The following is a 22,768-nucleotide window of genomic DNA, read 5'->3' as shown; positions in this document are numbered from 1 at the left end:
AAACAACTTTAGGAGGAGAAGATGGATGTAAAAAAAATCCCGGCAGGGAAAAATGTTCCGGAAGACATCTATGCGGTAATTGAAATTCCACAAGGTTCCAGCATTAAGTATGAGGTTGACAAAGATAGCGGAGCTGTTTTTGTTGACAGATTTCTATTTACACCGATGTTTTATCCTGCAAATTACGGATTTGTTCCTAACACTCTTGCCGATGACGGTGATCCAATTGATGTTTTAGTTATCTCAAGAGCTCCGGTTGTTCCTGGAAGTGTTATAAGATGCAGGCCTATTGGCGTTTTGATAATGGAAGATGAGAGTGGTCAGGATGAGAAAATTCTTGCAGTTCCTGTGGATAAACTCGATCTTAAGTATAAAGATGTTAAAGAGATAACAGATCTTCCGGAGGCTGTTCTTAACGAGATTAAGCATTTCTTTGAGCATTATAAAGATCTTGAACCAGGTAAGTGGGTGAAGCTAAAAGAATACAAAGGTTCTGAAGAAGCTAAAGCTCTTATAGTAAGGGCTGTAGAGAATTACAAAGGTTAATCTTTCCGTTTGGAAGAGGTGGTATAGCCTCTTCCATTTCCTTCCTTTTTACTTCCAAATTTAAAAAAAATTCATAATTTATATCTTATACTTATTCCTGTTGACAAAATAAAAGCAGGGAGGATTTGTCCTTATGGTGAACAAATATGTTGAAGAACTTGACGAGTTAAAGAGAGATTTTATCGAAATTTCTGATATGGCAAGGAGAATCATTTCGGAAGCCATGGAAGCTTTGATAGAAAGAGATGCAGAGAAGGCACGTTCCACTTATGAGTATGATAAGTTGATTGACCTTAAAGAGCTTGAGATTGAAGAAAAATGCGTGAGGATTTTTGCCCTTTACCAACCTGAGGCTTCCGATTTGAGATTTGTTGTATCAATTTTAAAGAGTATAGGGGATCTTGAAAGGGTAGGAGATCTGGCAAGAGATATTTGTGAAATAGCTATTTATCTTTCAGAATATCCGCCTATAAAGCCTTACGTTGATCTTCCGCGTATGGCAATAATAGTTAAGGAGATGCTTAAAGATGCCATTCTTTCTATTTTGAAGGGTGACATAGAAATGGCCAAGGAAGTGATAGAAAAAGATGATATAGTCGATAGTTTTTATGCAAGAATTACTGATGAACTTATAGAAATTGTTGAGAGTGATCCAAAGACGGCTCACATAGCTTTAAGATTAATACTTGTTACACGTTCTCTTGAAAGAGTTGGTGATCATGCCACGAATATTGCCGAATACGCTGTTTATATGAAAACCGGTGAGATTATAAAGCATCAGAAGGCTTTAAAGTGGCTAAGGGAACAAGAGGAGAAGAAAGACGATGGAGGAAAAGAGTAAGAAGCTTCCCGCCCGTCCGATAATTGTAATGATCTTGTTTTTCGGAGTTATTATTTTTCTTCTTAACTGTTTTATTACAATTGATGCTGGGGAAGTGGGGGTAAGGTTGCGGTTGGGAAAAATAGATAAAGAGGAGCTTTATCCAGGGTTCCATCTTGTTATTCCCGGGGCGGATAAAGTAGTCATTTTCTCAACAAGGGTTGAAAAAATTGATATGACTCAGAGGACGCGAAATCCAATTTCTGCTCTTAGTATAGAGGGGTTACCTGCCGTTTTGGATGTTACTGTTTTATACAGAATAGTGCCTTCAAAAGCGGATGAAATATACAAGAATTTTGGTGAAGATTATGCGGATAAGCTTATTGTTCCGATAGCAAGGGAGTCAGTGAGAAATATTGTTGCTCAGTATAAAATCGAAGATTTGTATTCGTCTAAAAGGGCAGAACTTCAAAAAAAGATCTTTGACGAGATTAAAAATCGTTTAAAGAGTGACAATATTCAGGTTGTTGATGTGCTTTTGAGAAACGTTAAGCTTCCTTCAAAGGTTGTTGAAAAGATAGAAGAGAAGCTAAGAGCGAAAGAAGAAGCAGAGAAGATGAAGTTTGTTATAGAGAAGGAAAAACTTGAAGCCGAAAGGAAAATAACGGAGGCAAAAGGTATAGCCGAATCGAATAAGATAATTGCTGATTCTCTCTCAAAAGCTTACCTTCAATGGTATTATCTGCAAACGATAAAAAGTCTTGCTAACGGTCCGAATAATACCTTTATAATTACTCCTTATGATAAAAATCTTGTGCCTTTGCTGAATTTAAATAAAAACTAAAAATGATAAGTGTAGAAAATCCTTTAGAGTTTTTAAAGTATGGTATATTCATCAAGGCGTTAATCGGCTCGGTGCTTTCGGGCTTTATCTGTTCGATAGTTGGTGTTTATGTTTTTCTACGTAAGATGTCTTTTATAGGGGCAGGGCTGGCTCATATTGCCTTTGCTGGTATAGCCTTTGGTCTTTTACTGGGAAGCTTTCCGCTTTTCTGGGGGTTTCTTTTTGCTTTTGTAGCTTCGTCTGCAATATGGTTTTTAAGCTATAAAGGTCGCCTCACGTTTGATGCAACTATAGGTATTCTTTTTGCTACAAGTATGGGACTTGCCGTTCTTTTCCTTGGAATTTCAGGGAAATATAGATCGGAAGCCCTTTATTATCTTTTCGGAAGTCCTTTAATGGTGGAAAGCAGTGATGTCTGGATACTGGCTATAACAGCTGTTTTAATAGCTATTTTAACTTTTTCTTTCTATAAAGAGATATACCTGACTGTTTTCAGCGAAGAGATAGCAAAAGCTTCAGGTATTCCCGTAGAGATTGTTACCTTTACGGCAACGTCGTTTATTACTGTTGCGGTTATAGGAGCAATGAAGGCGGTAGGTGCTCTTCTCGTTTTTTCCCTTCTTGTTATGCCGCCTGCTTCAGCTTATGAACTTACTGATAGTTTTGGAAGAATGATTGTTCTGTCTATTTTGTTCGGCCTTACTTCGGCATTTTTGGGAGTAATTCTATCTTTAACTTTTAACGTCCCTTCAGGTTCAACCATTACGCTTGTATCTTTCTTATTATTTTTGTTATCATATATAAAAAGAAGGAGGTTCTAATTCTAATGGATAACAAAATAAAGGTTCTTGTAGCTGGCCCATTTAATTCTGGAAAAACAACTTTTATAAGGACGGCTAACAGAGAAGCATATGACGGCGTGGAAGTTTCAAACTTTGATCCTGAAGAGATTAAAGAGCTATCCGGCACCACAACAATAGGACTTGATATATCTCATATTAATCTTAACGGTGTAGATTTTGTTCTTGTCGGCCTTCCTGGACAGAAAAGGTTTTCTTTTCTCTGGGATACACTTGGGAGCGATTATGATGCTATTCTCTTGCTTCATTCAGCCGAACTTCCGTTAAGTGAAACTGAATTTTATGTTGATTTTTTCTCAAAAACACCTTCATGGGATAAGGCAAAAAAGTTAATACTTTTGACAAAAAGAGATATTAATCCCGGTTTTAATGTTGAAAAGCTTTCTAAGTTTAATTTACCTGTGCTTTCATGTGATCCCAGAAGTAGTGAAGATGTGAATGGCGTTCTTATGTTTCTATACAATGCTATGAAATATTCCTTTAACACATAAAAATAAAAAAGAGGGAAGAATCCCCCAATTATTCGCTAAGCCACTTAGCAACGTCTTTTGCAAAGTATGTAAGAATGATATCGGCACCGGATCTTTTCATTGATAAAAGGGTTTCAAGAACAACTCTTTTCTCATCTATCCATCCATTTGCTGCTGCAGCTTTTATCATGGAGTATTCACCGCTTACATTGTAAGCTGCTGTTGGATATTTGAATGTATCTTTTACTGCTTTAATAACGTCCATGTAGGAAAGAGCTGGTTTTACCATAACAATATCGGCTCCTTCTTCAATGTCAAGAGCAACTTCTCTTAAAGCTTCGTTTATGTTAGCTGGATCCATCTGATAACTTCTTCTGTCTCCAAAAGACGGAGCAGATTCTGCTGCATCTCTAAACGGTCCGTAGTAAGCAGATGCATATTTTGCTGCATATGACATAATCGGAATGTCTGTATATCCAGCTTCGTCTAGACCTTCTCTAATTGCTTTTATCATACCGTCCATCATACCTGACGGAGCTACCATGTCAGCTCCAGCTCTGGCGTGTGATACAACCTGTTTTTTAAGCAGCTCAAGTGTTTTATCGTTATCAACATCACATATATTTCCGTTACATTTAAGGTATCCACAGTGGCCGTGAGATGTATATTCACAGAAGCAGACGTCAGTAATTACATACATTTCTGGAACAGCTTCTTTTATGGTCCTGATGGAGCGTTGTATTATACCGTTGTCGGAAAAGCTGTCAGAGCCAAGTTCATCTTTGTGTTCCGGTATTCCGAAAAGGATAATTGCCGGTATTCCCAGTTCTTTAATTTTTTTTACTTCATCAACAACTTTATCGATTGAATATCTGAACTGTCCCGGCATTGATTTAATCTCTTCTTTTATTCCTTCACCTTCAACAATGAATAGTGGATAGATTAGATCATCAACACTTAGATTTGTTTCTCTAACCATTCTTCTAATGTTTTCATTCTTCCTTAATCTTCTTAACCTCAGTTGAGGAAATTTTCCAGTTATCATCTTTTCCCTCCATATTCTATTATCAGTTTGATTATACCGTTTAACGTATATTCTTGCGGTAGTTTCCATACTTTAAAGCCGGTTTTTTGTATTGCTTCTGCAGTTACATGTCCTATCGGAATAATTTTTGTTTTTCTAAGCAGTTGTTTCCCTTTTTCTCCTGATAGTTTTAAGAAACTTTTGAACGTTGACGGGCTTGTGAAAGTGGCTATTTCAAATCCCTTTGCTACCTCTCTTGCCATTTCGTCTGCTGCTTCCGTATTTGTTACGGTTTCATAGGCTATAACTTCTTGGACGATGTTTCCTTCTTTTTTCAGGAATTCGGGTAACAGGTTTCTTGCTTTTTTAGGTTTTATCAGCAAAAACTTTCCCTTGAGTTTGTTCTTTTTTATCAGTTCTATAAGACCTTCACCGCTAAAGCTTTCGGGAATTAGCGGTTCTATTCCTCTATCTTTTAATAACTTTGCAGTTGATTTTCCAACGGCTATTACTTTGGTGTTTTGAATGTGGTCAACCGAAATTCTGGAGAAAAAATGTTTAACGCCGTTTTTGCTTGAGAATACGATAAAGTCAGGTCTGAAAATTTCTACAATTTCTGCTGGAAACGGAAGAGAAACGGTTTTTATTAAAGGAATAGTTACGGGAGTTATTCCCTGTTTATTGAGTATCGTTATCTGCTCTCGGGAAAGTTTTGAGGGAAAGAAGGCCCTCATTTTGTTTCCTCTTTGAGATTTTCAAGTATCTCTTTCCCGCCTTGATTCAGGAGTCTTTCTGCTATTTTCTTTCCTGTTTCTCTGGGATTTTCTTTCGGGAAAAGCCCTTCCTCTTTAAGAAATGTTTTCCCGTCGAGGCTGGCGATAAATGCCCTTACGTATATACCTTTTTCTTTTACTTCGGCATAGCATCCCATTGGAACCTGACAACCGCCTTCAACCGTTTTGAGAAATGCTCTTTCCACAGCTGCGGCAAGTTCGCTATTTTCATCGTTGATAACATCTCTTACAATCTTTTCTATTTTCAGGTCGTTTTCTCTTCCTTCTATTCCCAGAATGCCTTGAGAAACAGAAGGAATCATTATATCAGGTGAAAGGATTTCATCTATTTCTGCGTCAAACCCCAATCTTTTAACGCCGGCAGCGGCGAGGATTATTGCGTCGTATTGTCCTTCTTTAAGTTTTCTGATTCTTGTATCTACGTTTCCTCTAAGATCTTCTATTTTGAGATCGGGTCTTAGACGTTTTAGCTGTGCTTTTCTTCTTAATGAACTTGTTCCTACTTTTGCCCCTTCAGGCAGTGTTTTAAACGTAAATTTGCCATTTGACAGAAAGGCATCTCTCGGATCTTCTCTGTGGGAAAAGGCTAGTAATTTAAGTCCTTCGGGTAAAATGCTGGGCACATCCTTGAGACTGTGGACAGCTATATCTACTTCTCCTTTAAGCATTGCATCTTCTATCTCTTTTGTAAATAGACCTTTATCGCCTATTTTCGCAAGAGGAGCATCTAAAATTTTATCTCCTTTCGTTACAATTTTCACAAGCTCAACTTCTATTTCCGGATACTTTTTTTGTATTTGGGCTTTTACCCATTCTGATTGCCATAACGCAAGCTTGCTTTTTCTTGTTCCTATTCTGATTTTCAACTGATTCCTCCGAAAGTTTACTCTTTTGTTAAACCGAAAATTTCTCTGAATACTTTTATGTAAGCTTTTTCATCTGGCGCTTTTTGACGAAATGTAGTTATTGGAGTGTGTAAAAGCTTATTTATTATTATTTGTGTCAGGTAATCAACCTGTTCTTTTTGTTCTTCCGTAAGATTCATCTTTGATAGTCTTTTGGCAAGCTCTTCCTTTCTTATTCTTTCAGCTTTCTGTTTAAGCTCAGCTATAAGCGGAGCAACTTCGTGTTCTTTCAACCAATGCAAAAATCTATGGACACATCCCTCTATTATTCCTTCTGCTTCTTTGGCTGCTCTCTTTCTCTCTTCCAGATTTGCCTCTACGACCTCTTTAAGGTTATCTATATCAAATAGATAGACATTTTCGATTTTATCTATTGCAGGATCTATGTCTCTTGGAACAGCGATGTCTATTAAAAATAAAGGTCTTCCATGACGTTTGCTCTCAACTTTTTCAATCATCTCTTTTGTTATAACGTATCCTGGTGCTCCTGTGGAGCTTATGACGATGTCTGCCATTGTCAGTACAGATTCTATTTCTTCAAGCTTAAATGCTTTACCACCAAATTCTTTAGCTAACTTTTCCGCTTTTTCGAGAGTTCTGTTTACAACAAAGACTTTGTTCACACCGGAGGTTATCAGGTGTTTAACGGCAAGTTCAGCCATTTCTCCAGCACCGATAATTGCCACGTTTTTATCAGAGAGGTATCCGAATATTTTTTTTGCAAGTTCGACTGCTGCAAAACTTATCGATACGGCATTTCTTGCTATGCCGGTTTCTGTTCTAACTCTCTTGGATACTTTAAGTGCTGTTTCGCAGAATCTGTTTATTACAACGCCGGCCGTTCCCATTTCTTTTGCTTTGGCAAATGCGTCTTTAAACTGGCCAATGATTTGAGGTTCTCCTATTACCATTGAGTCAAGACTGGAAGCAACGCGGAAACCATGTCTTACCGCTTCTTCTTGGCTTTTGAAGTAGAGATACTTGTTTAATTCATCTTCTGATAAGCCACTCAGTTTTGACAGAAAGGTTTTGACAGAAAGAAACGGATTATCGTTTCTTGTAACAAAATAGAATTCAACTCTGTTACATGTGGAGAGGATCATACATTCGTCAACTGACGGAAGAGAATTTAACTCTAAAATAGCTCCTTCGAGTTTTTCATCTTTTAGGGCAAATTTTTCTCTTATTTCTACCGGTGCTGTTTTATGGTTCATACCAGCTACGCATAGTTTTAGGTCACCCATTTAATAACCTCGTAATCAAAAAGAGTGAACTCCTTTAAATAATAGATTTATACCGATAAAGTCTATCACAATAAGAATTGTTCCTGCAATGGAAAGATAGCAAAGTTTTTTTCCGTGCCACTTTCCACCGATATAAAGGTGGAGAATTGCTGCATAAATAAACCAGGTTATCAGTGTAGCTACCTGTTTTGGATGCCAGCTCCAGTAAGTTCCAAATAGTTTCTGTGACCAGATAGCTCCGGAAAACATGGAGAGTGTTATTAATGTAAATCCTACAGTGATACTTTTGTATATAATGTTTTCAAGAAGCCTTAAAGATGGAACTTTATGGTAAAAAACGGAAAATTTTTTCTTTTTGAGCTGACTTTCAAGTATAAGATAAAGTATTGAAACAATTGTAGAGAACATGAAAGCTGCATATCCTAAAAATGCGCTTATTATGTGTATGGTTCCTACTGTCCCAAGAGGAAATACGTTTTTAGGAATACCTTTTGAAAATAGGGAAACTCCCATGAAAAGTGTTGCCCAGGGAGTGAGGAATATCCCGGAAACGTGTAAACGATATTTGGTTGAAAAGTAAAGAAAAACAGAGATTACCGAGATGGCCAGCAGTGCGAAAGCTCCTTTGGGTGTAAACAGGACACTGCTACCTTTTTCCATGATTAGCAGAATAATGAAAAGTCCGTTTGTCAGAAAACCTATTCTGCTGGCGTAAAGTCCTACAGTTGCTATTTTATCTTTTCTCGTTGTCAGGAAAAGTAAATAGTGAAATGTTGATAAGAGATAAAGTATTAGTGTCGTTAATCCTACACTTTGTGTATTTAGAATGCTCATATTACCTTTTCCGTTTTCAATTTCTCTTTTCTGTAATCAGGATAGAATTTCATCAGTAATTTTATCAGGTTTTCGGCTTCTATCTGACCGGGAGCCACTGATTCTCCGAAAAATGTGTAGGTTAAAAGAGAGCCGAAAAAGAAGCCGTCTACTCTGGAAATACTTCCTTTATCTCCCATAAGCATAAATATTTTAGGCATATCAATGGATTTCATTGTGCAGGCTGTATTGCTTACATCTTGAATGCTATTTGCCTTAAAAGCGCATTTAACAATGTCACCGCCGATTTCCTTTGCTCTGCTGGCAATGTTTAATATTTCATCGGAAGATGGAGTTTTTTCAAAATCGTGAAAAGAAACTATCACTTTTTTTCGCAGGCTCTTAGTATAAGTGATTACTCTCTTTATAATCTTTTCTGCCCGCAGTTCTATATCTATTGCAGCAACAACTGGATGTTCTGCCACTTCTTTTATAGTGTTTAATCTTTTTTCCTCATCCTTTGAAAATTTTCCGCCTTCCCACATGGGTCTGACAGTTGCGACAGTGTAAAATCCAAAATCTCCTATAGTGTCAAGAAAACGTTTTATGTTTTCTTTGCTTAAGTTTTTAAGTAAATCTATTCGTGCTTCTATCAGATCTATTTTCAGTTCTCTTGCTTTGAAGAGTTTTTCTTCCAAATTGTCGTCATTAATTGCAAGTATAACTCTTGGTATTTTCCCTAATTCTACTGTTCCCAGCTGCATCTTTCTACCTGTGCCTGTAAATTTTTACTTTTACGTCCTGAATGGTTACCAGTCCTTCTTCAAGTATGGTATCTATAAATTTAACAAAGTTTTCTATTTTTTCTTCCTCGTCTATTATCTCTATCACAAGTGGTAGATTAAAAGAAAGGGCTAAAACATTTGCAGTATGTATTTCTGAATGAGAGCCTATTCCTGCTGCTGCTTTTAAAACGGTTGCCCCGGCAAGTCCTTTTTCTTTCACAGATTTTAGTATAAACTTCCACAGAGGTTCTCCATTATATTTATCTTCACTGTCTATGAATATTCTGAGTAGCTTTTCTTTTTTCATTGTTTCCTCCGGATCTTAATACTCTCTTGTAACTCTTAGAACTTCTTCAGGTGTTGTATCACCTTTTATGATCTTTATTCTACCTATATCTCTCAATGTTCTCATTCCTTCAAGAATGGCAATCTGGCGAATATCATCACTGGTTTTACCTTTTAATATAGCATCTCTAACTTTGTGTGACATCTCTAAAACTTCGTAAAAACCGACTCTGCCCTTGTAACCTGTGCCGTTACAGTAGTCGCATCCCTTTCCTCGATATGTTTGTATGGTTGCTGCTTCTTCTTTTGAAAAGCCTACTTCCATCAACACTTCAATTGGATATTTGTATGGTTCTTTACACTTTGGACAGATTTTTCTGGCAAGTCTCTGAGCTATAACGAGCAGGACAGAAGAAGAAACCAGAAATGCTTCTATTCCCATATCCAGCAGTCTTGTTACCGTGCTTGGAGCATCGTTGGTGTGAAGTGTTGAAAATACAAGGTGACCGGTAAGAGCTGATTCAACGGCAATTTGAGCCGTTTCCTTATCCCTTATCTCACCAACCATTATGATATCTGGGTCCTGTCTCAAAAATGCTCTTAGTACCCTTGCAAAATCTAATCCTATTTCGTGTTTTATCTGAACTTGATTTATTCCATAAAGATTGTATTCCACCGGATCTTCTGCTGTCATTATATTTACTTCTGGAGTATTAACAGTTAAAAGAGAAGAGTAAAGCGTGGTGGTTTTACCAGAACCGGTAGGTCCTGTGACAAGAATCATTCCGTAAGGTGCTTTGATTGCTTTCATAAGAAGTTTATATTCTCTGTCTTCAAGACCAAGTTTTGAAAGGTCAAGTTGGAGGTTACCTTTGTCCAGAATCCTCAGAACTATTTTCTCTCCGAAAACTGTAGGCAGTGTGGAGACCCTGAAATCTATTTTTCTGCCTTTGTATTTAACTGACATTCTACCGTCTTGAGGAAGTCTTTTTTCGGCAATGTCCAGGTTACTAAGTACTTTAAACCTTGCAGCAACAGCATCTTTAATTTCGGGCGAATATTTTCCTACGACATAAAGAACACCGTCAATTCTGTAACGTATTCTCAACTCTTTTTCGAAAGGTTCAATGTGTATATCACTGGCACCTCTTTTAAGAGCTTCAAGAACTATAGCATTAACAAGCTTAACGATAGGTGCCTGTGTGGCAAGCTGCTTCAGGTTGTCAAGAGATACGACATTTTCTTTTATAGGCGTTTCTTCGAGATCTTCTATTTCAGTTGCTTCTTTTTCCGTTAAAAGCTCCTGACGTAATTTTGAAAAAAAGTCTTCTTCAATTTTTCCGTAAACTTCTTCTAATTTCTGTTTGATTCTGAAAGGTAAAGCAACGTAAGGCTCTATTTTGAAACCTGTTGAAAACCTTAGACGTTCTATGGTTTGCAAATCAGACGGATCGGCCATTGCAAGTTTAAGGTTGGGGCCTATTCTACCAATTGGCAAAAGCATGTTCTTTTCAGCAGTGCTTTGAGGAATTATCTTAACTATATCTTCATTTAAAGTTAATTCTTTCAGATTGACTGAAGGAACGCCATAAACCTGAGAAAGTATTTGTAAAAGTGCCTCTTCAGATATTAGATTATTTTTTATAAGACCTTCAAAGAAGTCTTCGTTTGTTTTCTTTATTTTTTCAATCTTTTCAGGAGATATGCCCAATTCTGTTAGTTTTTTCTCAATCTGCTGTAGAATTGCCTTGTCCATTTAAGACTCCTTAATCTTTGGTGGCAGCCTCTTTAAGTTTGTGCAGTAAGTCAGCAGGGCTTCTAACAGGGAATTCTATCATATCAATCAGTTCTTCAGCATACTTATCTTTAACTTTGATCCCTTTCAGTCTTTCTTTCAAAATGTTTCTATCTTCTAGTGGGAAAGATAATCCTTTAATTACTGTTAACACTTCAACAGGCCATACTACTCCAAATAGCTGTGAAAGGTATGTTTTACATACGGATATTACAAATGGAACATTATCTCTACCTTCTTTAACTTCTCTGTAAGCAAGTTTGGCCAGACCTCCTGCGGTGTGAACTTTCACATCTTTACTTTCAAGTTCACCTTCAAGTTTCTTTAAAACGAGAGCCGGATCTGCAGAGAGCATGTTCCTTACAGTTTGTTTTGTTATTCCTATGAATTCCGCTATTTCATCCTCCGTTTTCATCCCCTCTTCTTTTAAAACAACGGCATAGCAAGCTTCCATTAAACTTGGCACCCATGTGAGGTTCCTGTATTCAAACAGTTTTTTGGGACCACCTATAATCTCCAGTGCTTTTAAAAATACACGAAGAGCAAGGGTATCATAATCTTTCTCCTGAGGTCTTATCTCTATTACCATTTCCGCCTCCCCTCTTGATTTGAGATTTTCTTTTGCCTGATTTAAAATTATAGTTAGTTTTGTGTTTCTGCATAGCCTTGCACGGCTTTTATTTTATATAATTTACCTTAACTTTTTAGTTATTGAAATTTTAAGAAATTACCGTTTTCAGGAGATAGAACATGAAAAGAAGAGTGGTTGTAACAGGTATAGGTGTAGTTTCACCTGCAGGAAGTGATGTCGATACGTTCTGGAAAAATCTTACAGAAGGTAAATCATGTATAACAAGGATTACAAAGTTTGACGCTTCAGACTTTCCGGTTCAGATAGCTGGAGAGGTTAAAGATTTTGATCCTCTCAAATACTTTGATAAAAAAGATGTGAGAAAAACGGACGAATTCATTCAATATGCGGTTGCTGCATCTGTTCAAGCTATAGAGATGTCAAAGCTTGATCTTGATTCGATTAATCTCGAGAGAGCGGGTGTTTTGATTGGTTCAGGTATAGGTGGAATCGGAACCATTGAAAAACAACATGAAATTTTGATGAAGAAAGGACCAAGAAGAATATCTCCTTTTTTTGTTCCGATGGAAATTATAAATATGGCTTCCGGTTTTGTCTCCATAAGGTTTGGTTTTAAAGGGCCCAATATTTCTGTTGTTACTGCTTGTGCTACAGGAACTCATGCAATCGGGGAAGCTTTTAGAACTATCCAGTATGGTGATGCTGATATTATGATTGCAGGTGGAACTGAAAGTGCCATTACGCCATTAAGTGTTGCTGGTTTTGCAGCTGCAAGAGCTCTTTCCACAAGAAATGATGAACCTGAGAAGGCGAGCCGTCCTTTTGAAAAGAATAGAGACGGTTTTGTGATGGGAGAAGGTTGTGGTATTTTAATACTGGAAGAATATGAACATGCGGTTAAGAGAGGTGCTCCGATTCTTGCAGAAGTTGTTGGTTATGGAACAAGCGGAGATGCTTATCACATAACAGCTCCTGCTCCTGGTGGTGAAGGAGCGGCGAGAGCTATTAAGAATGCAATAAACGATGCAGGTATCAAGCCAGAAGATATAACCTACATCAATGCTCACGGAACGTCTACGAAGTTTAACGATATGTATGAAACCATGGCTATAAAATCTGTTTTTGGTGAGTATGCTTACAAGGTTAAGATAAGTAGCATTAAATCTATGATAGGACACCTTTTAGGTGCTGCTGGCGGGGTCGAGTGTGTGGCTTCCGTTCTTACATTAAAAACTGGAATTATTCCTCCTACGATTAATTATGAAGAGCCTGATCCTGAATGTGATCTTTATTATGTTCCCAATAAAGCTGAGAAAGCCGATGTTAGATATGTTCTTAAGAGTAATTTCGGATTTGGTGGAACAAACGCCTGCCTTGTTATGAAGAAATATGAGGAAGGGTAAGCCGTTGGGTTTTTTCCTGGATAAAATAAGACATCTGGAAGAAAAAATAGGTTACCAGTTTAGAAATAAAGAGCTCCTTATGAGAGCTCTTACTCATACTTCTTATGCTTTTGAAAAAAAGGAAGAAGTTGAGAATTACGAGGTTTTGGAATTTTTAGGGGATTCGGTAATAGGATTGATAGTTAGTGAAAAACTAATTGAGAAATTTCCCCAAAAGACTGAAGGGGAACTGTCTCAGATCAGGGCTTTTCTGGTTAGCGAACCTTCTTTAGCAAAACTTGCGAGGAGAGTAGATCTCGGTTCTTACATTCTTCTTGGAAGAGGAGAGATAAAATCAGGTGGTAAAGATAAAGAATCAATTCTCTGTGACGTATTTGAATCGTTATTTGGTGCCATATATCTTGATTCTGATTTTGAAACGGCAAAACGTATTTTCGAAAATGTATTTTTGAAGGAGATGTGGCAAATACTGGAAAATACAAGAACATACAAGGATTACAAAAGTTATCTCCAGGAGGTTACCCAGAGAGACTTTAAAACAATTCCCGAGTATCAAGTTATCAGGGAAGAAGGTCCTGAACATTCAAAAGAATTCACAGTTGAATGCAGGGTAAATAACATAAGAACTATATCTAAAGGAAAGTCAAAAAAAGAAGCTGAACAGGCCGCAGCTGAAAAAATGCTTGAAAAATTGGGGATTTTATGAAAGGATACGAGCGGTTTCTCTTGCTTTCTTCATCACCGCGAAGAAGAGAAATATTAAAAATGATAGGAATTCCTTTTAGAGTTTACAGTTCATTTTCAGCTATGGAAAGAATTTATGAAACTCCTTTGAAGACTGCTGTCGAAAATGCCGTATCCAAAATCTTAGCCGGTTGTGAAAAACAAGAAAGTGAAGAATTAGCCCTTGCCGCAGATACTATAGTTGTTATTAATAATCAAATCCTTGGAAAACCTAAAAATAGGGAGAAGGCCCGAACATTTTTAAAAATGCTCTCAGGCAAAAAACACACCGTTATTACAGGTTTTGCTGTTAGATTGCCTTCGGGAAAGATAATAAAAGGTTATGAAGAAAGTGGAGTCGTTTTTAGAGATTTGTCAGAAGGTGAAATATCCTGGTATTTAAATACCGGTGAACCTTTTGATAAAGCAGGAGCCTACGGGATACAGGGATATGGAGCACTTTTGGTTAAAAGAATAGAAGGAGACTTCTTTAATGTAATGGGCTTACCTATCGCTAAAATTTATGATATTCTATTAGACAACAATATAGACATTAAAAAAATGGTGGGTAGATAATTATGGATGCAGGAATAATGACAACAATAGTAGCAGGGGTTTTTGGAGCCATTGGTATTGTTATAGGCTTTATAATAGGTAAGCTTTCATCAAAGCCTGCAAAGGATTACACACCTGTTTTGAGAGAGTTTGAAACAATTGTTAAATCGCTTCAGGATAAAGTTAATCGATTGATAGATACTGTTTCATCTTCAACTAAAGAAATATTGGATGAACAAAAGACAAATATCAAAGTGATTCTTGATGAGATAGAAAAATTAAAAGTAAATCTTGAAGAATCTGGATTGTCAATAAAAAGTGCAGAAACTTTGAACGATGTAATTTCCGAACTCAACAATCTTCTTGATGCCTCTCTGCCTTCTACTGTTTTTGACCAGCAGTTGATTACGAAAATTAAAGATAAAGTTGACATAATTAGAGCTGAAGTAGAAGCTATCAAGTTATCTTTAGAAGAGAACAAGAAGAAAAAAGAAGAATCTAAAACTCAACCGATAGATGTAGATAAGATAAAAGAAGCTCTTAATATGGCTAAAGAGATAAATGAAGAAGCTGTGAAGGGTGACTTGATTAGTTTGATGTATGCATTTAAGGAGGACGATAAGAAAGATCTCTTGAAAAGTATTGATGAAATAGCCCTTAATTCAAAGCAGCTTGTTTTGATTCTTGAAGACCTCATTAAATTGGTAAAAGAGAGGGAAATAAAATGAAGGTTCTTTATGCAGATGCAAAAAAAACATGGCACACTTTGATGGAAAAGGTGCTTAAACCAAGAGGTGTAGAGCTAATTCATGCGGAAACTTTAAAAGAGGTTTTAAATAAAGTAAACACTGAAAAACCTGAAGTAGCAGTTATAAATGTGAGCCTTAAAAATGGAAAAGCTTATGAAATTATTCCCAACGTTTTAGCGGCGGGAGTTCCTGTAATTCTCATAGGACTTAAAAGTGAAGGATTTGATGAGGAAAAGGCAAAGCAGATGGGTGTAAAGTTTATCTTACCGAAACCTTTTACGGTTGATGAGCTTTTCAGGCTTATAAATGAAGCACGTCTTGAAAAGTCAAAAGTGGAAGTTAAAAAGGAAGAGCCGGGAATAGTGTTAACCGGTGGGAAGAAGGAGCATGCGGAAGATGTAGAGATTACGCCGACAGAAGAGATTATAGAGATAGAACCTTCAGGAGAAAATTTAATTAATATAGATGATGAATCCGAACTGGAACCTATTTCTATAGAGCCTCAATCTGAAGAAGAATCCATAGCTATTCAACCTATTGAAGGAGGGCTTTCTCTGGAAATTCCTGAAACTGAGGAAGAAGAGAAAGTAGAAAAAGAGAAACTTGCTCAAGCTTTTGGGATTTCCAAAGAACAGCCAAAAATAGAATATAAAGAAATAAAAGAAGAAATTTCTCCTGTTGAAGAAAAAACCGCTCAGGTTTCTCAAAAAACTGAGGAAACTGTTATTGAAAAGACCACAGCGACTCCTGCTTCTGTTCCTTCCCAGATTGATATTAATAGCTTGAAACAAGAGATAAAACAGGAATTACTGAAAGAGTTTAGAAAAGAAATGGAAGAGACTATTAAGTCTGTTGCGTGGGAAGTTATACCTGATATGGCAGAAAAAGTAATAAGGGAAGAAATAGAAAAATTCATAAGAAGCAGGTTAGTGTAACCTCATGTTTAGAATAGGTATAGGGTACGATGTTCACAGACTGATAGAAGGAAGACCGCTTATAATAGGTGGAGTAAAAATCCCCCATGATAAAGGTCTTCTTGGTCATTCAGATGCTGATGTCCTTCTTCATGCCATTTGTGATGCGATTCTTGGCGCTGCTTCTCTCGGTGATATTGGTAAACTTTTCCCCGATAGTGATGATACCTATAAAGGAATAAGCAGTTTAATACTACTTCAGGAAGTAGTTAAAGAATTGTTTTCAAAAGGTTATAGAGTTGTTAATATAGATTCTGTTGTAATTGCCCAAAAACCAAAACTTGCTTCCTATATAAACGAAATGAGAGAGAAGATAGCTTCTGCTGTTGAAATTCCTGTAGAATATGTTTCTGTTAAAGCCACAACTACGGAAAGATTAGGTTTTGAAGGAAAGGAAGAAGGTATAGCAGCACAGGCGGTAGTTCTTATAGAAGGAGGTGAAGATTGAATCAAGAGCTTGATATTTTTCAAATTACAGAGATACTTCCTCATAGGTATCCGTTTCTTCTGGTTGATAAGATTGTAGAATTTGAGCCTAAAAAAAGAATTGTGGGCATTAAAAACGTAACAATTAACGAACCTTTCTTTATAGGTCACTTTCCCGGACATCCAATAATGCCTGGTGTTCTTATCATCGAAGCTATGGCACAGGTCGGTGGCATTTTGATGCTTAAATCTTTCGAGATGAAAGCTGGAGAGGTTGTTATCTACTTTATGGGTGTTGATAAAGCAAGATTTAGAAAACCTGTAAGGCCGGGAGATCAGCTAAAACTTGTTCTTGAGCCTATAATTCTCAAACCAAGTGTTTCAAAGATGAAGGGTGTTGCGTATATTGAAGATAAAGTTGCTGCGGAAGCAGAAATCATGGCATCAGTGGTGAAAAAATGAGCGTAAAAATTCATAAGCTGGCAGTTGTAGAAAAGGGTGCTGAACTTGATGAAGGTGTAGAAATCGGTCCATTTTCTTATATCGGTGGTGAGGTTAAAATAGGTAAAGGAACTGTTGTTAAGCAGGGAGCTGTCATTGAAGGAAAGACAATAATAGGCGAAAGTTGCACGATATATTCAGCTACGATAGGTGTTCCTCCGCAGGATTTAAAGTATAAAGGTGAACCTTCGGAAGTTATTATTGGCAATAGAACAGTTATTAGAGAATATGTCACCATTCACAGAGGAACTGAAGGTGGCGGAATGGTGACAAAGGTTGGAGAAGATTGTTTGATTATGGCTTACTCCCATATTGCTCACGATTGCAAACTTGGAAATCATGTTATCCTTGCCAATGTCGCCACGCTGGCGGGACATGTTGAAGTAGATGATTATGCAATAATTGGAGGCATGACCGGAGTTCATCAATTTGTCAGAATAGGAAAACATGCAATGGTAGGTGGTGCTTCAGCTGTTGGTAGAGATGTTCCACCATTTACAGTTGCAATTGGAAACAGGGCAAAACTTGAAGGTATAAATATTATCGGACTTAAAAGACGGGGATTCAGCCGGGAGACAATAAGAGCTTTAACAACAGCTTTTGAAATGTTGTTCAAAACGGATGAACCTTTAAAGGTTTCAATGGAAAAGGTAAGGGATGAGTTCGGCGATCTTCCTGAAATAGAAGAAATGTTGAAATTTATAGAAGAAAGTAAAAGAGGTATATGTACAGCTTGATTAAAGGAGAGGGATTATGGAGTTCGAAGCAGTAATAGGGCTTGAGGTGCACGCTCAGCTTTTAACAGAAACAAAGATTTTCTGTTCATGCAGGAACAGATTTGGAGATCCACCAAACACAAACGTTTGTCCGGTGTGCCTTGGAATGCCAGGTTCTTTACCTGTATTAAATAAGAAAGCAGTTGAGTTTGCTGTAAAGGCTGCTCTTGCTTTGAACTGTAAGATAAATGAATATTCTGTTTTTGCAAGGAAACACTATTTCTATCCGGATCTTCCTAAAGCTTACCAGATAACTCAGTATGAGCTTCCTTTTGCAGAACATGGCTGGCTGGAGATAGAGAAATCTGACGGAACAAAAAAGAAGATCCGTATCCGCAGAATACACATGGAAGAAGATGCAGGAAAAACAATTCACGGTGAAGGTTTCGACCAAAATTCATACGTTGACTTAAACAGAGCCGGAACACCTCTCATAGAGATTGTTAGTGAACCCGATATTTCCACGCCTGAAGAAGCAAGGCTATACATGCAAAAACTTAGAGATATTCTTGTCTGGATAGGTGTAAATGATGGAAATCTTGAGGAGGGTTCTTTAAGATGTGATGCAAACATTTCAATACGTCCAAAGGGCAGCGATAAACTTGGAACTCGTACAGAAATAAAGAACGTTAACTCATTCAGATTCATACAAAAAGCTTTAGAGTATGAGATAGATAGACAAATTGCTCTTGTTAAAAGCGGCGGAAAAGTTGTCCAGGAAACAAGACTTTATGACTCACAGAAAGGTATAACTAAAACGATGAGAACAAAAGAAGAAGCTGAAGATTACAGATATTTCCCAGAACCTGATCTTCCGCCTCTTATAATAGATTCCGAATGGCTCCAATCCATTAAATCTTCCTTACCTGAATTACCTGATGAAACAAAAGAAAGGTTTGTAGCTGAATTCGGAATCACATCTTATGATGCTTCTATTCTTACAAGAGAAAAGGTACTTGCCGATTTCTTTGAAAAAGCAGCTAAATTTTACAGCGGTGAGGCAAAGAAAGTTGCTAACATAATTATTTCTGACTTCCTGGGCGTGTTAAACGAAGAGAAACAGGATATAAGCACCACATCTGTTAACCCGGAAGATATTGCAGAACTTCTTTCACTTGTAGATAAAGGAACAATTTCTTTAAGAGTTGCTAAAGAGGATGTTCTTCCTGAAATGGTCAAAACAGGCAAAAATCCTTCCAAAATTGTTGAAGAAAAAGGTCTTGTTCAAATTTCTGATGAAGGTGCATTAAAGCAGGTTATTCTTGATGTGCTTTCCAAAAATGAGAAAGCAGTTAAACAGTATAAGGAAGGTGATGATAAGAAGAAAACCAAAGCCGTTAAATTTCTTATCGGTCAGGTTATGAAAGAGACAAGAGGTAAAGCTAATCCCAAACTACTCAACGATCTTATTCCTAAAGTTCTTGAAGAGATAGACTAATTATTGGCCCTTCGTTTGAAGGGCTTTTTTTAATTTTTTTGCCTCTTCCACAAGAGACGGGATTGGAGAAAGGTCAATAACTATATCAAGGAAATTTTCTGCTTCCTTTAGATATTTATGCTTTTCTATTGCATACTTGCAGAAGTCTATAAGAGACTGAAAGGCTTCATAATCAAGCCTTCGTTTGGTGAGTGCACGAAATAAGATTTTATATAGTTCTGGATGCTTCACATAGTATGTAACTTTTTTGAGGTATCCAATTACCGTGTCGTAAAATCCCTCATCAAGCAAGAACTGTGATGTTTCTATGGCAATATCAACAGCTCTATTTACATTTCCCATGTTGTAGTATATATCAAACAAAAGCATTTTAAGCTGTTTGTTACTAGGTTCTTTTTTAAGAATATCCGTTAGCTTTTTTAGTGCTTCCGGATATTTCTCTTCCAGAATAAGTTGCATTATTTCCAGTTTTGGATCAGACCTTGAAACCATACCCTTTCCACATATTTTAAGATGTAGAAATTTTACAGGATTATTTGAGAGATAGAAAGTGAATGTGATCAAAGAGATTGATATTGAACAGTCGATTGAAAAGGGTTTTACCTTTGTAGATGTTAGAACACCTGAAGAGTTTAAAGAGTTTCACATTCCGCGTTCTTATAACGTTCCTCTCTTCACACTTGAAGAGAAAAAGATTGTATCTGAGATTTACAGGACAAAGGGGGAAAAAGAAGCCAGGCTTAAAGCTGTCGAAATTGTTTCTCCTAAGATTCCTTCTATTGTTTCAAGAGTAGCAGAGATAAAGAAAAGACACGAAAACGTGGTCATTTACTGTTGGAGAGGTGGACTGAGGAGTCTTGCCGTTGCAACTTTTTGTAATCTTGCAGGTGTATTTGTTTTCAGGCTAAAAGGAGGATACAGAGCTTTCAGACAATTTATACTTGATGATATTCAAAGGATTCTTGGAGATAAAAAACTCTATGTGATATATGGACCTACCGGATGTGCAAAAACCCATCTTTTGAGGAATCTTGCCAAAAAAGGTTTCTCAGTGATTGATCTTGAAGGGCTTGCCGGACATAGAGGTTCTGTTTTCGGAAGCATAGGTTTGAAGCAGCCATCTCAAAAGATGTTTGATGCTCTTTTGTGGGCAAAACTCAGGAAGCTGAGCAATGAAAAGTTTATACTTGTTGAAGGTGAAAGCAAAAGAATAGGAAGGCTTTTTATTCCTGAGCCCTTTTGGAAAAAGATGGAACAAGGTATAAACATAATGGTTGAACTGCCTCTGGAGGCAAGAGTTGAATATTCAATGAAAGATTATCGTGTTGGAAGATATTCTTCTGATGTTTATCTTCAACCTCTGAAAAGGATAGAAAAGTATCTTCCACAGGAGATATATAAGGAGATAAAATCTGCAATAAATGAAGGAAGTTACAGAAAGGCGATAGAACTTTTAATGGTTTATTACTACGATAAACTTTATAAACGTTCTATGCCTGGAAAATGTAACATTAAAATATCGGTTGCTACTGTTAGTGAACTGGAAGAAAAAATAATCAATCTTTTACAGAGTCAAGATATTCCTGAAGGATGACAGCGGCTGCCACATCATCTTTTTCTTTTCTCTCTTTCAGCGTTTCTAGATTTTCTGCTGTTACTGAAGAGAGTGATTCATCATGAAACAGAAATTCCACATTTAAACCTGAATTAGTAAGGTAATCCTGAAGTTTACCTGTAAATCTTTCTATCTTTTCTGCCATTTTTGTTTTTTCACCTGTAAAAGATAAAGGAAGTCCGACAACAATGGTAGTTATGCCGAACTTCCTGATAAGCTCTTCTATTTCTTTAAACGTTTCGGCATTTGTTCTTCTGAAGATGATCTTTTCCGGTTTGGCAACAATACCGGAAAGGCTTATGGCAACACCTATCTTTTTAAATCCCACGTCAAGGGCGAGATATCGCTTTATTTCCGGTATTTTTTCCTGTTTTTGTTTCATTTGTTATTACACCTTCTTTTCTATATTTTAACCTTTGGTATTCTTCTTGTATCTCTTTTTCAATCTCTTTTCTCTCTTTTGAAACCTGTATATAGATTTCTACTCTTCTGTTCCTGGATCTTAATATAGGATTATTCCATACATAAAGAGGACGTGTATCACCGTATCCTACTGCAGTTAGCTTATCTGGCGGAATACCTTTTGATATTAAATACCTTACAACGGCAGTTGCTCTTCTTAAAGAGAGATCCCACGCATCTTTTATTCCAGGCATTTTCTTTGAGGGAGCATTAATATCGGTAAATCCTTCAACTCTGATGGTGTAATTTCCGCCAAGTTTCTTAATAGTTTCTGCTATCTGGTCAAGCGTCTTTTTTGCCTGAGGTGTTAGTTCGATTGAATCTTTTTTGAAGAGAATTCTGTTAAAAAGCCTTAACATAACATACTGTTTGGTTACAACTATTTGATAACCTGATATGGGAAGAAGTCTTGCCAGAATTTTCCCAAACTTTCTGGCAAGGTCTTTCGTATAAAGTTTAATCGGTTTTACTACTGAGAATTTTCTAAAATATTTTGCTCTTTCTCCCTGGAAATATGATAAAAACTTGGCAGCTTTTGATACATCAAGACTACTCATGGAATAGAGAAGAATAAAGAATGTAAGCAGTAGTGACATAAGGTCGCTAAAGCTTGTAAGCCATGCCGGAAAACTTTTACACTCCTCTTTTTTCTTTCTCATGTTACTCCCTATTGAGGCAGTTCAACAGCTATTTCTATCCGTCTATTCTTCTCTCTACCCTGAGGTGTGTTGTTTGGGGCTATGGGATGTGTCGGTCCGTAACCTGCAGCAGAAAGCAGTTTCGGATCGTAACCACATTTTATAAACAGTCTGAGAATAGCAGTAGCTCTTGCTGCCGAAAGTTCCCAGTTTGATGGATACAGTTTTGTTCTAATTGGCACGTTATCTGTGTAGCCTTCTATCCTGAGAGGAAGCTCTACCGCTTTTAACTTTTCACACATTTCCTTTATTATCGGAATCGCACTTTTATAAGGTTCTGCACTTCCCGGTGGGAAAAGTTTTGATGTATTTATTCTTATTTTTATTTCGGTTCCATACTTTGCCACGCTGGCTTTCATTCCGTTTTTTTGAAGTAACTTGTGGATTTCAGCTATCTGTTTTTCAACCTCTTCTCTGGTTCTCATTTTAGGATACATTTTAGGAAAGTTAACTCCTGCTTTTTTCCCGCCCGGGATGCCTCCTTCCTTGAAAATTACCTCTCCACCGAAAGCAGAAGTTAATCCTTTTATAACCTGATTAAATTTTTCAAGGGATATGGTACTCATGGAATAGAGAAGAATAAAGAATGTAAGCAGTAGTGACATTAAGTCACCAAAGCTTGTAAGCCACGCCGGGAAACTTTTACACTCCTGCTTTTTTTTCCTCAAAGG

The 22,768-nt window shown here is 37.1% G+C and carries 28 protein-coding genes; 15 read left to right on the top strand and 13 right to left on the bottom strand.

Going from position 1 to position 22,768, the window contains the following annotated elements:
* The first annotated feature begins 21 nt into the window (after positions 1–21).
* The 5 genes from ppa to BLW93_RS01380 all read left to right on the top strand — a co-directional run bounded on the left by ppa (position 22) and on the right by BLW93_RS01380 (position 3,561).
* On the top strand, positions 22–546 hold the full coding sequence (gene ppa, locus BLW93_RS01400) for an inorganic diphosphatase (protein ID WP_076712329.1): 525 nt from the start codon (positions 22–24) through the stop codon (positions 544–546).
* Positions 547–679: 133 nt separating this feature from the next.
* Positions 680–1,387 (top strand): phosphate signaling complex protein PhoU, encoded by a 708-nt coding sequence (phoU, locus tag BLW93_RS01395; RefSeq protein ID WP_076712328.1) that lies wholly within the window; start codon positions 680–682, stop codon positions 1,385–1,387.
* On the top strand, positions 1,371–2,210 hold the full coding sequence (locus BLW93_RS01390) for a prohibitin family protein (RefSeq protein ID WP_076712327.1): 840 nt from the start codon (positions 1,371–1,373) through the stop codon (positions 2,208–2,210). Before phoU ends, BLW93_RS01390 begins: the two co-directional genes overlap by 17 nt.
* A gap of 2 nt (positions 2,211–2,212) precedes the next feature.
* Entirely contained in the window at positions 2,213–3,031 is an 819-nt protein-coding gene (locus BLW93_RS01385; RefSeq protein ID WP_076712326.1) for a metal ABC transporter permease, read from the top strand.
* A gap of 5 nt (positions 3,032–3,036) precedes the next feature.
* A complete protein-coding gene (locus BLW93_RS01380; protein ID WP_076712325.1) occupies positions 3,037–3,561 on the top strand; it encodes a hypothetical protein in 525 nt (174 codons plus the stop codon).
* A gap of 28 nt (positions 3,562–3,589) precedes the next feature.
* Here BLW93_RS01380 and hemB read toward each other — a convergent pair whose 3' ends face one another.
* The 9 genes from hemB to BLW93_RS01335 are packed head-to-tail and all read right to left on the bottom strand — an operon-like array spanning position 3,590 to position 11,774.
* Entirely contained in the window at positions 3,590–4,585 is a 996-nt protein-coding gene (gene hemB, locus BLW93_RS01375; protein WP_076712324.1) for a porphobilinogen synthase, read from the bottom strand.
* Positions 4,582–5,298 (bottom strand): uroporphyrinogen-III synthase, encoded by a 717-nt coding sequence (locus BLW93_RS01370; protein ID WP_076712323.1) that lies wholly within the window; start codon positions 5,296–5,298, stop codon positions 4,582–4,584. Before BLW93_RS01370 ends, hemB begins: the two co-directional genes overlap by 4 nt.
* Complete coding sequence (gene hemC / locus BLW93_RS01365) at positions 5,295–6,224, bottom strand: hydroxymethylbilane synthase (protein ID WP_076712322.1); 930 nt, start codon at positions 6,222–6,224, stop codon at positions 5,295–5,297. The genes BLW93_RS01370 and hemC overlap by 4 nt, the downstream gene beginning before the upstream one ends.
* A 17-nt stretch (positions 6,225–6,241) precedes the next feature.
* On the bottom strand, positions 6,242–7,507 hold the full coding sequence (gene hemA / locus BLW93_RS01360) for a glutamyl-tRNA reductase (protein WP_076712321.1): 1,266 nt from the start codon (positions 7,505–7,507) through the stop codon (positions 6,242–6,244).
* Between the two features lie 15 nt (positions 7,508–7,522).
* Positions 7,523–8,341, bottom strand: a complete 819-nt coding sequence (locus BLW93_RS01355; protein ID WP_076712320.1) for a cytochrome C assembly family protein — start codon at positions 8,339–8,341, stop codon at positions 7,523–7,525.
* Complete coding sequence (gene aroD, locus BLW93_RS01350) at positions 8,338–9,084, bottom strand: type I 3-dehydroquinate dehydratase (RefSeq protein WP_076712319.1); 747 nt, start codon at positions 9,082–9,084, stop codon at positions 8,338–8,340. The genes BLW93_RS01355 and aroD overlap by 4 nt, the downstream gene beginning before the upstream one ends.
* 4 nt (positions 9,085–9,088) lie before the next feature.
* Positions 9,089–9,412: a DUF190 domain-containing protein gene (locus BLW93_RS01345; RefSeq protein WP_076712318.1), complete on the bottom strand. Its 324-nt coding sequence runs from the start codon at positions 9,410–9,412 to the stop codon at positions 9,089–9,091.
* 15 nt (positions 9,413–9,427) lie between these two features.
* Positions 9,428–11,146, bottom strand: a complete 1,719-nt coding sequence (gene pilB / locus BLW93_RS01340) for a type IV-A pilus assembly ATPase PilB (protein WP_076712317.1) — start codon at positions 11,144–11,146, stop codon at positions 9,428–9,430.
* 10 nt (positions 11,147–11,156) lie between these two features.
* On the bottom strand, positions 11,157–11,774 hold the full coding sequence (locus BLW93_RS01335; protein WP_076712316.1) for a bacterio-opsin activator: 618 nt from the start codon (positions 11,772–11,774) through the stop codon (positions 11,157–11,159).
* A gap of 161 nt (positions 11,775–11,935) precedes the next feature.
* Here BLW93_RS01335 and fabF point away from each other — a divergent pair, with 161 nt between their 5' ends.
* From fabF to gatB, 9 genes are read left to right on the top strand one after another with little or no spacing between them, the layout of a single operon-like run.
* Positions 11,936–13,180, top strand: coding sequence for a beta-ketoacyl-ACP synthase II (gene fabF / locus BLW93_RS01330; protein WP_076712315.1), 1,245 nt, complete (start codon positions 11,936–11,938; stop codon positions 13,178–13,180).
* Between the two features lie 4 nt (positions 13,181–13,184).
* Positions 13,185–13,886: a ribonuclease III gene (gene rnc, locus BLW93_RS01325; RefSeq protein WP_245791974.1), complete on the top strand. Its 702-nt coding sequence runs from the start codon at positions 13,185–13,187 to the stop codon at positions 13,884–13,886.
* The gene (locus BLW93_RS01320) at positions 13,883–14,479 is read left to right on the top strand and encodes a Maf family protein (protein ID WP_076712313.1); all 597 of its coding nucleotides are present in this window, start codon (positions 13,883–13,885) and stop codon (positions 14,477–14,479) included. The genes rnc and BLW93_RS01320 overlap by 4 nt, the downstream gene beginning before the upstream one ends.
* A 2-nt stretch (positions 14,480–14,481) precedes the next feature.
* The gene (locus tag BLW93_RS01315; RefSeq protein ID WP_076712312.1) at positions 14,482–15,186 is read left to right on the top strand and encodes a hypothetical protein; all 705 of its coding nucleotides are present in this window, start codon (positions 14,482–14,484) and stop codon (positions 15,184–15,186) included.
* Positions 15,183–16,142, top strand: a complete 960-nt coding sequence (locus BLW93_RS01310; protein ID WP_076712311.1) for a response regulator — start codon at positions 15,183–15,185, stop codon at positions 16,140–16,142. Before BLW93_RS01315 ends, BLW93_RS01310 begins: the two co-directional genes overlap by 4 nt.
* A gap of 4 nt (positions 16,143–16,146) precedes the next feature.
* On the top strand, positions 16,147–16,629 hold the full coding sequence (gene ispF / locus BLW93_RS01305) for a 2-C-methyl-D-erythritol 2,4-cyclodiphosphate synthase (protein ID WP_076712310.1): 483 nt from the start codon (positions 16,147–16,149) through the stop codon (positions 16,627–16,629).
* A complete protein-coding gene (fabZ, locus tag BLW93_RS01300) occupies positions 16,626–17,069 on the top strand; it encodes a 3-hydroxyacyl-ACP dehydratase FabZ (protein WP_076712309.1) in 444 nt (147 codons plus the stop codon). The genes ispF and fabZ overlap by 4 nt, the downstream gene beginning before the upstream one ends.
* Positions 17,066–17,845: an acyl-ACP--UDP-N-acetylglucosamine O-acyltransferase gene (lpxA, locus tag BLW93_RS01295; protein WP_076712308.1), complete on the top strand. Its 780-nt coding sequence runs from the start codon at positions 17,066–17,068 to the stop codon at positions 17,843–17,845. Before fabZ ends, lpxA begins: the two co-directional genes overlap by 4 nt.
* 16 nt (positions 17,846–17,861) lie before the next feature.
* Positions 17,862–19,322 (top strand): Asp-tRNA(Asn)/Glu-tRNA(Gln) amidotransferase subunit GatB, encoded by a 1,461-nt coding sequence (gatB, locus tag BLW93_RS01290; RefSeq protein WP_076712307.1) that lies wholly within the window; start codon positions 17,862–17,864, stop codon positions 19,320–19,322.
* Here the strand turns inward: gatB and BLW93_RS01285 are convergent, their stop codons facing one another.
* Entirely contained in the window at positions 19,323–19,814 is a 492-nt protein-coding gene (locus BLW93_RS01285) for a tetratricopeptide repeat protein (protein WP_076712306.1), read from the bottom strand.
* 58 nt (positions 19,815–19,872) lie between these two features.
* Between BLW93_RS01285 and mnmH the strand changes: the two genes are divergently transcribed.
* Positions 19,873–20,916: a tRNA 2-selenouridine(34) synthase MnmH gene (mnmH, locus tag BLW93_RS01280; RefSeq protein ID WP_076712305.1), complete on the top strand. Its 1,044-nt coding sequence runs from the start codon at positions 19,873–19,875 to the stop codon at positions 20,914–20,916.
* On the opposite strand, the gene ruvX is transcribed toward mnmH, so the two are convergent.
* From ruvX to BLW93_RS01265, 3 genes are read right to left on the bottom strand one after another with little or no spacing between them, the layout of a single operon-like run.
* A complete protein-coding gene (ruvX, locus tag BLW93_RS01275; protein ID WP_076712304.1) occupies positions 20,879–21,319 on the bottom strand; it encodes a Holliday junction resolvase RuvX in 441 nt (146 codons plus the stop codon). The two genes, mnmH and ruvX, sit on opposite strands and share 38 nt — an antisense overlap.
* Entirely contained in the window at positions 21,267–22,058 is a 792-nt protein-coding gene (locus BLW93_RS01270; RefSeq protein WP_076712303.1) for an OmpA/MotB family protein, read from the bottom strand. Before BLW93_RS01270 ends, ruvX begins: the two co-directional genes overlap by 53 nt.
* A gap of 8 nt (positions 22,059–22,066) precedes the next feature.
* Positions 22,067–22,765 carry an OmpA/MotB family protein gene (locus BLW93_RS01265; RefSeq protein WP_076712302.1) on the bottom strand — a complete coding sequence of 233 codons (699 nt, stop codon included), beginning with the start codon at positions 22,763–22,765 and terminating at the stop codon, positions 22,067–22,069.
* Positions 22,766–22,768: the final 3 nt, after the last annotated feature.

This window comes from Desulfurobacterium indicum (genome assembly GCF_001968985.1).
Classification (GTDB): Bacteria; Aquificota; Aquificia; order Desulfurobacteriales; family Desulfurobacteriaceae; genus Desulfurobacterium_A; species Desulfurobacterium_A indicum.
Note: the sequence above shows the minus strand (reverse complement) of the source record. Positions and strands in the feature narration are given on the sequence as shown.

Bases quoted from the DNA above. Each gene is read 5' to 3' on its own strand.
- ppa (WP_076712329.1), top strand. From the start codon at position 22: ATGGATGTAAAAAAAATCCCGGCAGGGAAAAATGTTCCGGAAGACATC.
- phoU (WP_076712328.1), top strand. From the start codon at position 680: ATGGTGAACAAATATGTTGAAGAACTTGACGAGTTAAAGAGAGATTTT.
- BLW93_RS01390 (WP_076712327.1), top strand. From the start codon at position 1,371: ATGGAGGAAAAGAGTAAGAAGCTTCCCGCCCGTCCGATAATTGTAATG.
- BLW93_RS01385 (WP_076712326.1), top strand. From the start codon at position 2,213: ATGATAAGTGTAGAAAATCCTTTAGAGTTTTTAAAGTATGGTATATTC.
- BLW93_RS01380 (WP_076712325.1), top strand. From the start codon at position 3,037: ATGGATAACAAAATAAAGGTTCTTGTAGCTGGCCCATTTAATTCTGGA.
- hemB (WP_076712324.1), bottom strand. From the start codon at position 4,585: ATGATAACTGGAAAATTTCCTCAACTGAGGTTAAGAAGATTAAGGAAG.
- BLW93_RS01370 (WP_076712323.1), bottom strand. From the start codon at position 5,298: ATGAGGGCCTTCTTTCCCTCAAAACTTTCCCGAGAGCAGATAACGATA.
- hemA (WP_076712321.1), bottom strand. From the start codon at position 7,507: ATGGGTGACCTAAAACTATGCGTAGCTGGTATGAACCATAAAACAGCA.
- BLW93_RS01355 (WP_076712320.1), bottom strand. From the start codon at position 8,341: ATGAGCATTCTAAATACACAAAGTGTAGGATTAACGACACTAATACTT.
- aroD (WP_076712319.1), bottom strand. From the start codon at position 9,084: ATGCAGCTGGGAACAGTAGAATTAGGGAAAATACCAAGAGTTATACTT.
- BLW93_RS01345 (WP_076712318.1), bottom strand. From the start codon at position 9,412: ATGAAAAAAGAAAAGCTACTCAGAATATTCATAGACAGTGAAGATAAA.
- pilB (WP_076712317.1), bottom strand. From the start codon at position 11,146: ATGGACAAGGCAATTCTACAGCAGATTGAGAAAAAACTAACAGAATTG.
- BLW93_RS01335 (WP_076712316.1), bottom strand. From the start codon at position 11,774: ATGGTAATAGAGATAAGACCTCAGGAGAAAGATTATGATACCCTTGCT.
- fabF (WP_076712315.1), top strand. From the start codon at position 11,936: ATGAAAAGAAGAGTGGTTGTAACAGGTATAGGTGTAGTTTCACCTGCA.
- BLW93_RS01320 (WP_076712313.1), top strand. From the start codon at position 13,883: ATGAAAGGATACGAGCGGTTTCTCTTGCTTTCTTCATCACCGCGAAGA.
- BLW93_RS01315 (WP_076712312.1), top strand. From the start codon at position 14,482: ATGGATGCAGGAATAATGACAACAATAGTAGCAGGGGTTTTTGGAGCC.
- BLW93_RS01310 (WP_076712311.1), top strand. From the start codon at position 15,183: ATGAAGGTTCTTTATGCAGATGCAAAAAAAACATGGCACACTTTGATG.
- ispF (WP_076712310.1), top strand. From the start codon at position 16,147: ATGTTTAGAATAGGTATAGGGTACGATGTTCACAGACTGATAGAAGGA.
- lpxA (WP_076712308.1), top strand. From the start codon at position 17,066: ATGAGCGTAAAAATTCATAAGCTGGCAGTTGTAGAAAAGGGTGCTGAA.
- gatB (WP_076712307.1), top strand. From the start codon at position 17,862: ATGGAGTTCGAAGCAGTAATAGGGCTTGAGGTGCACGCTCAGCTTTTA.
- BLW93_RS01285 (WP_076712306.1), bottom strand. From the start codon at position 19,814: ATGGTTTCAAGGTCTGATCCAAAACTGGAAATAATGCAACTTATTCTG.
- ruvX (WP_076712304.1), bottom strand. From the start codon at position 21,319: ATGAAACAAAAACAGGAAAAAATACCGGAAATAAAGCGATATCTCGCC.
- BLW93_RS01270 (WP_076712303.1), bottom strand. From the start codon at position 22,058: ATGAGAAAGAAAAAAGAGGAGTGTAAAAGTTTTCCGGCATGGCTTACA.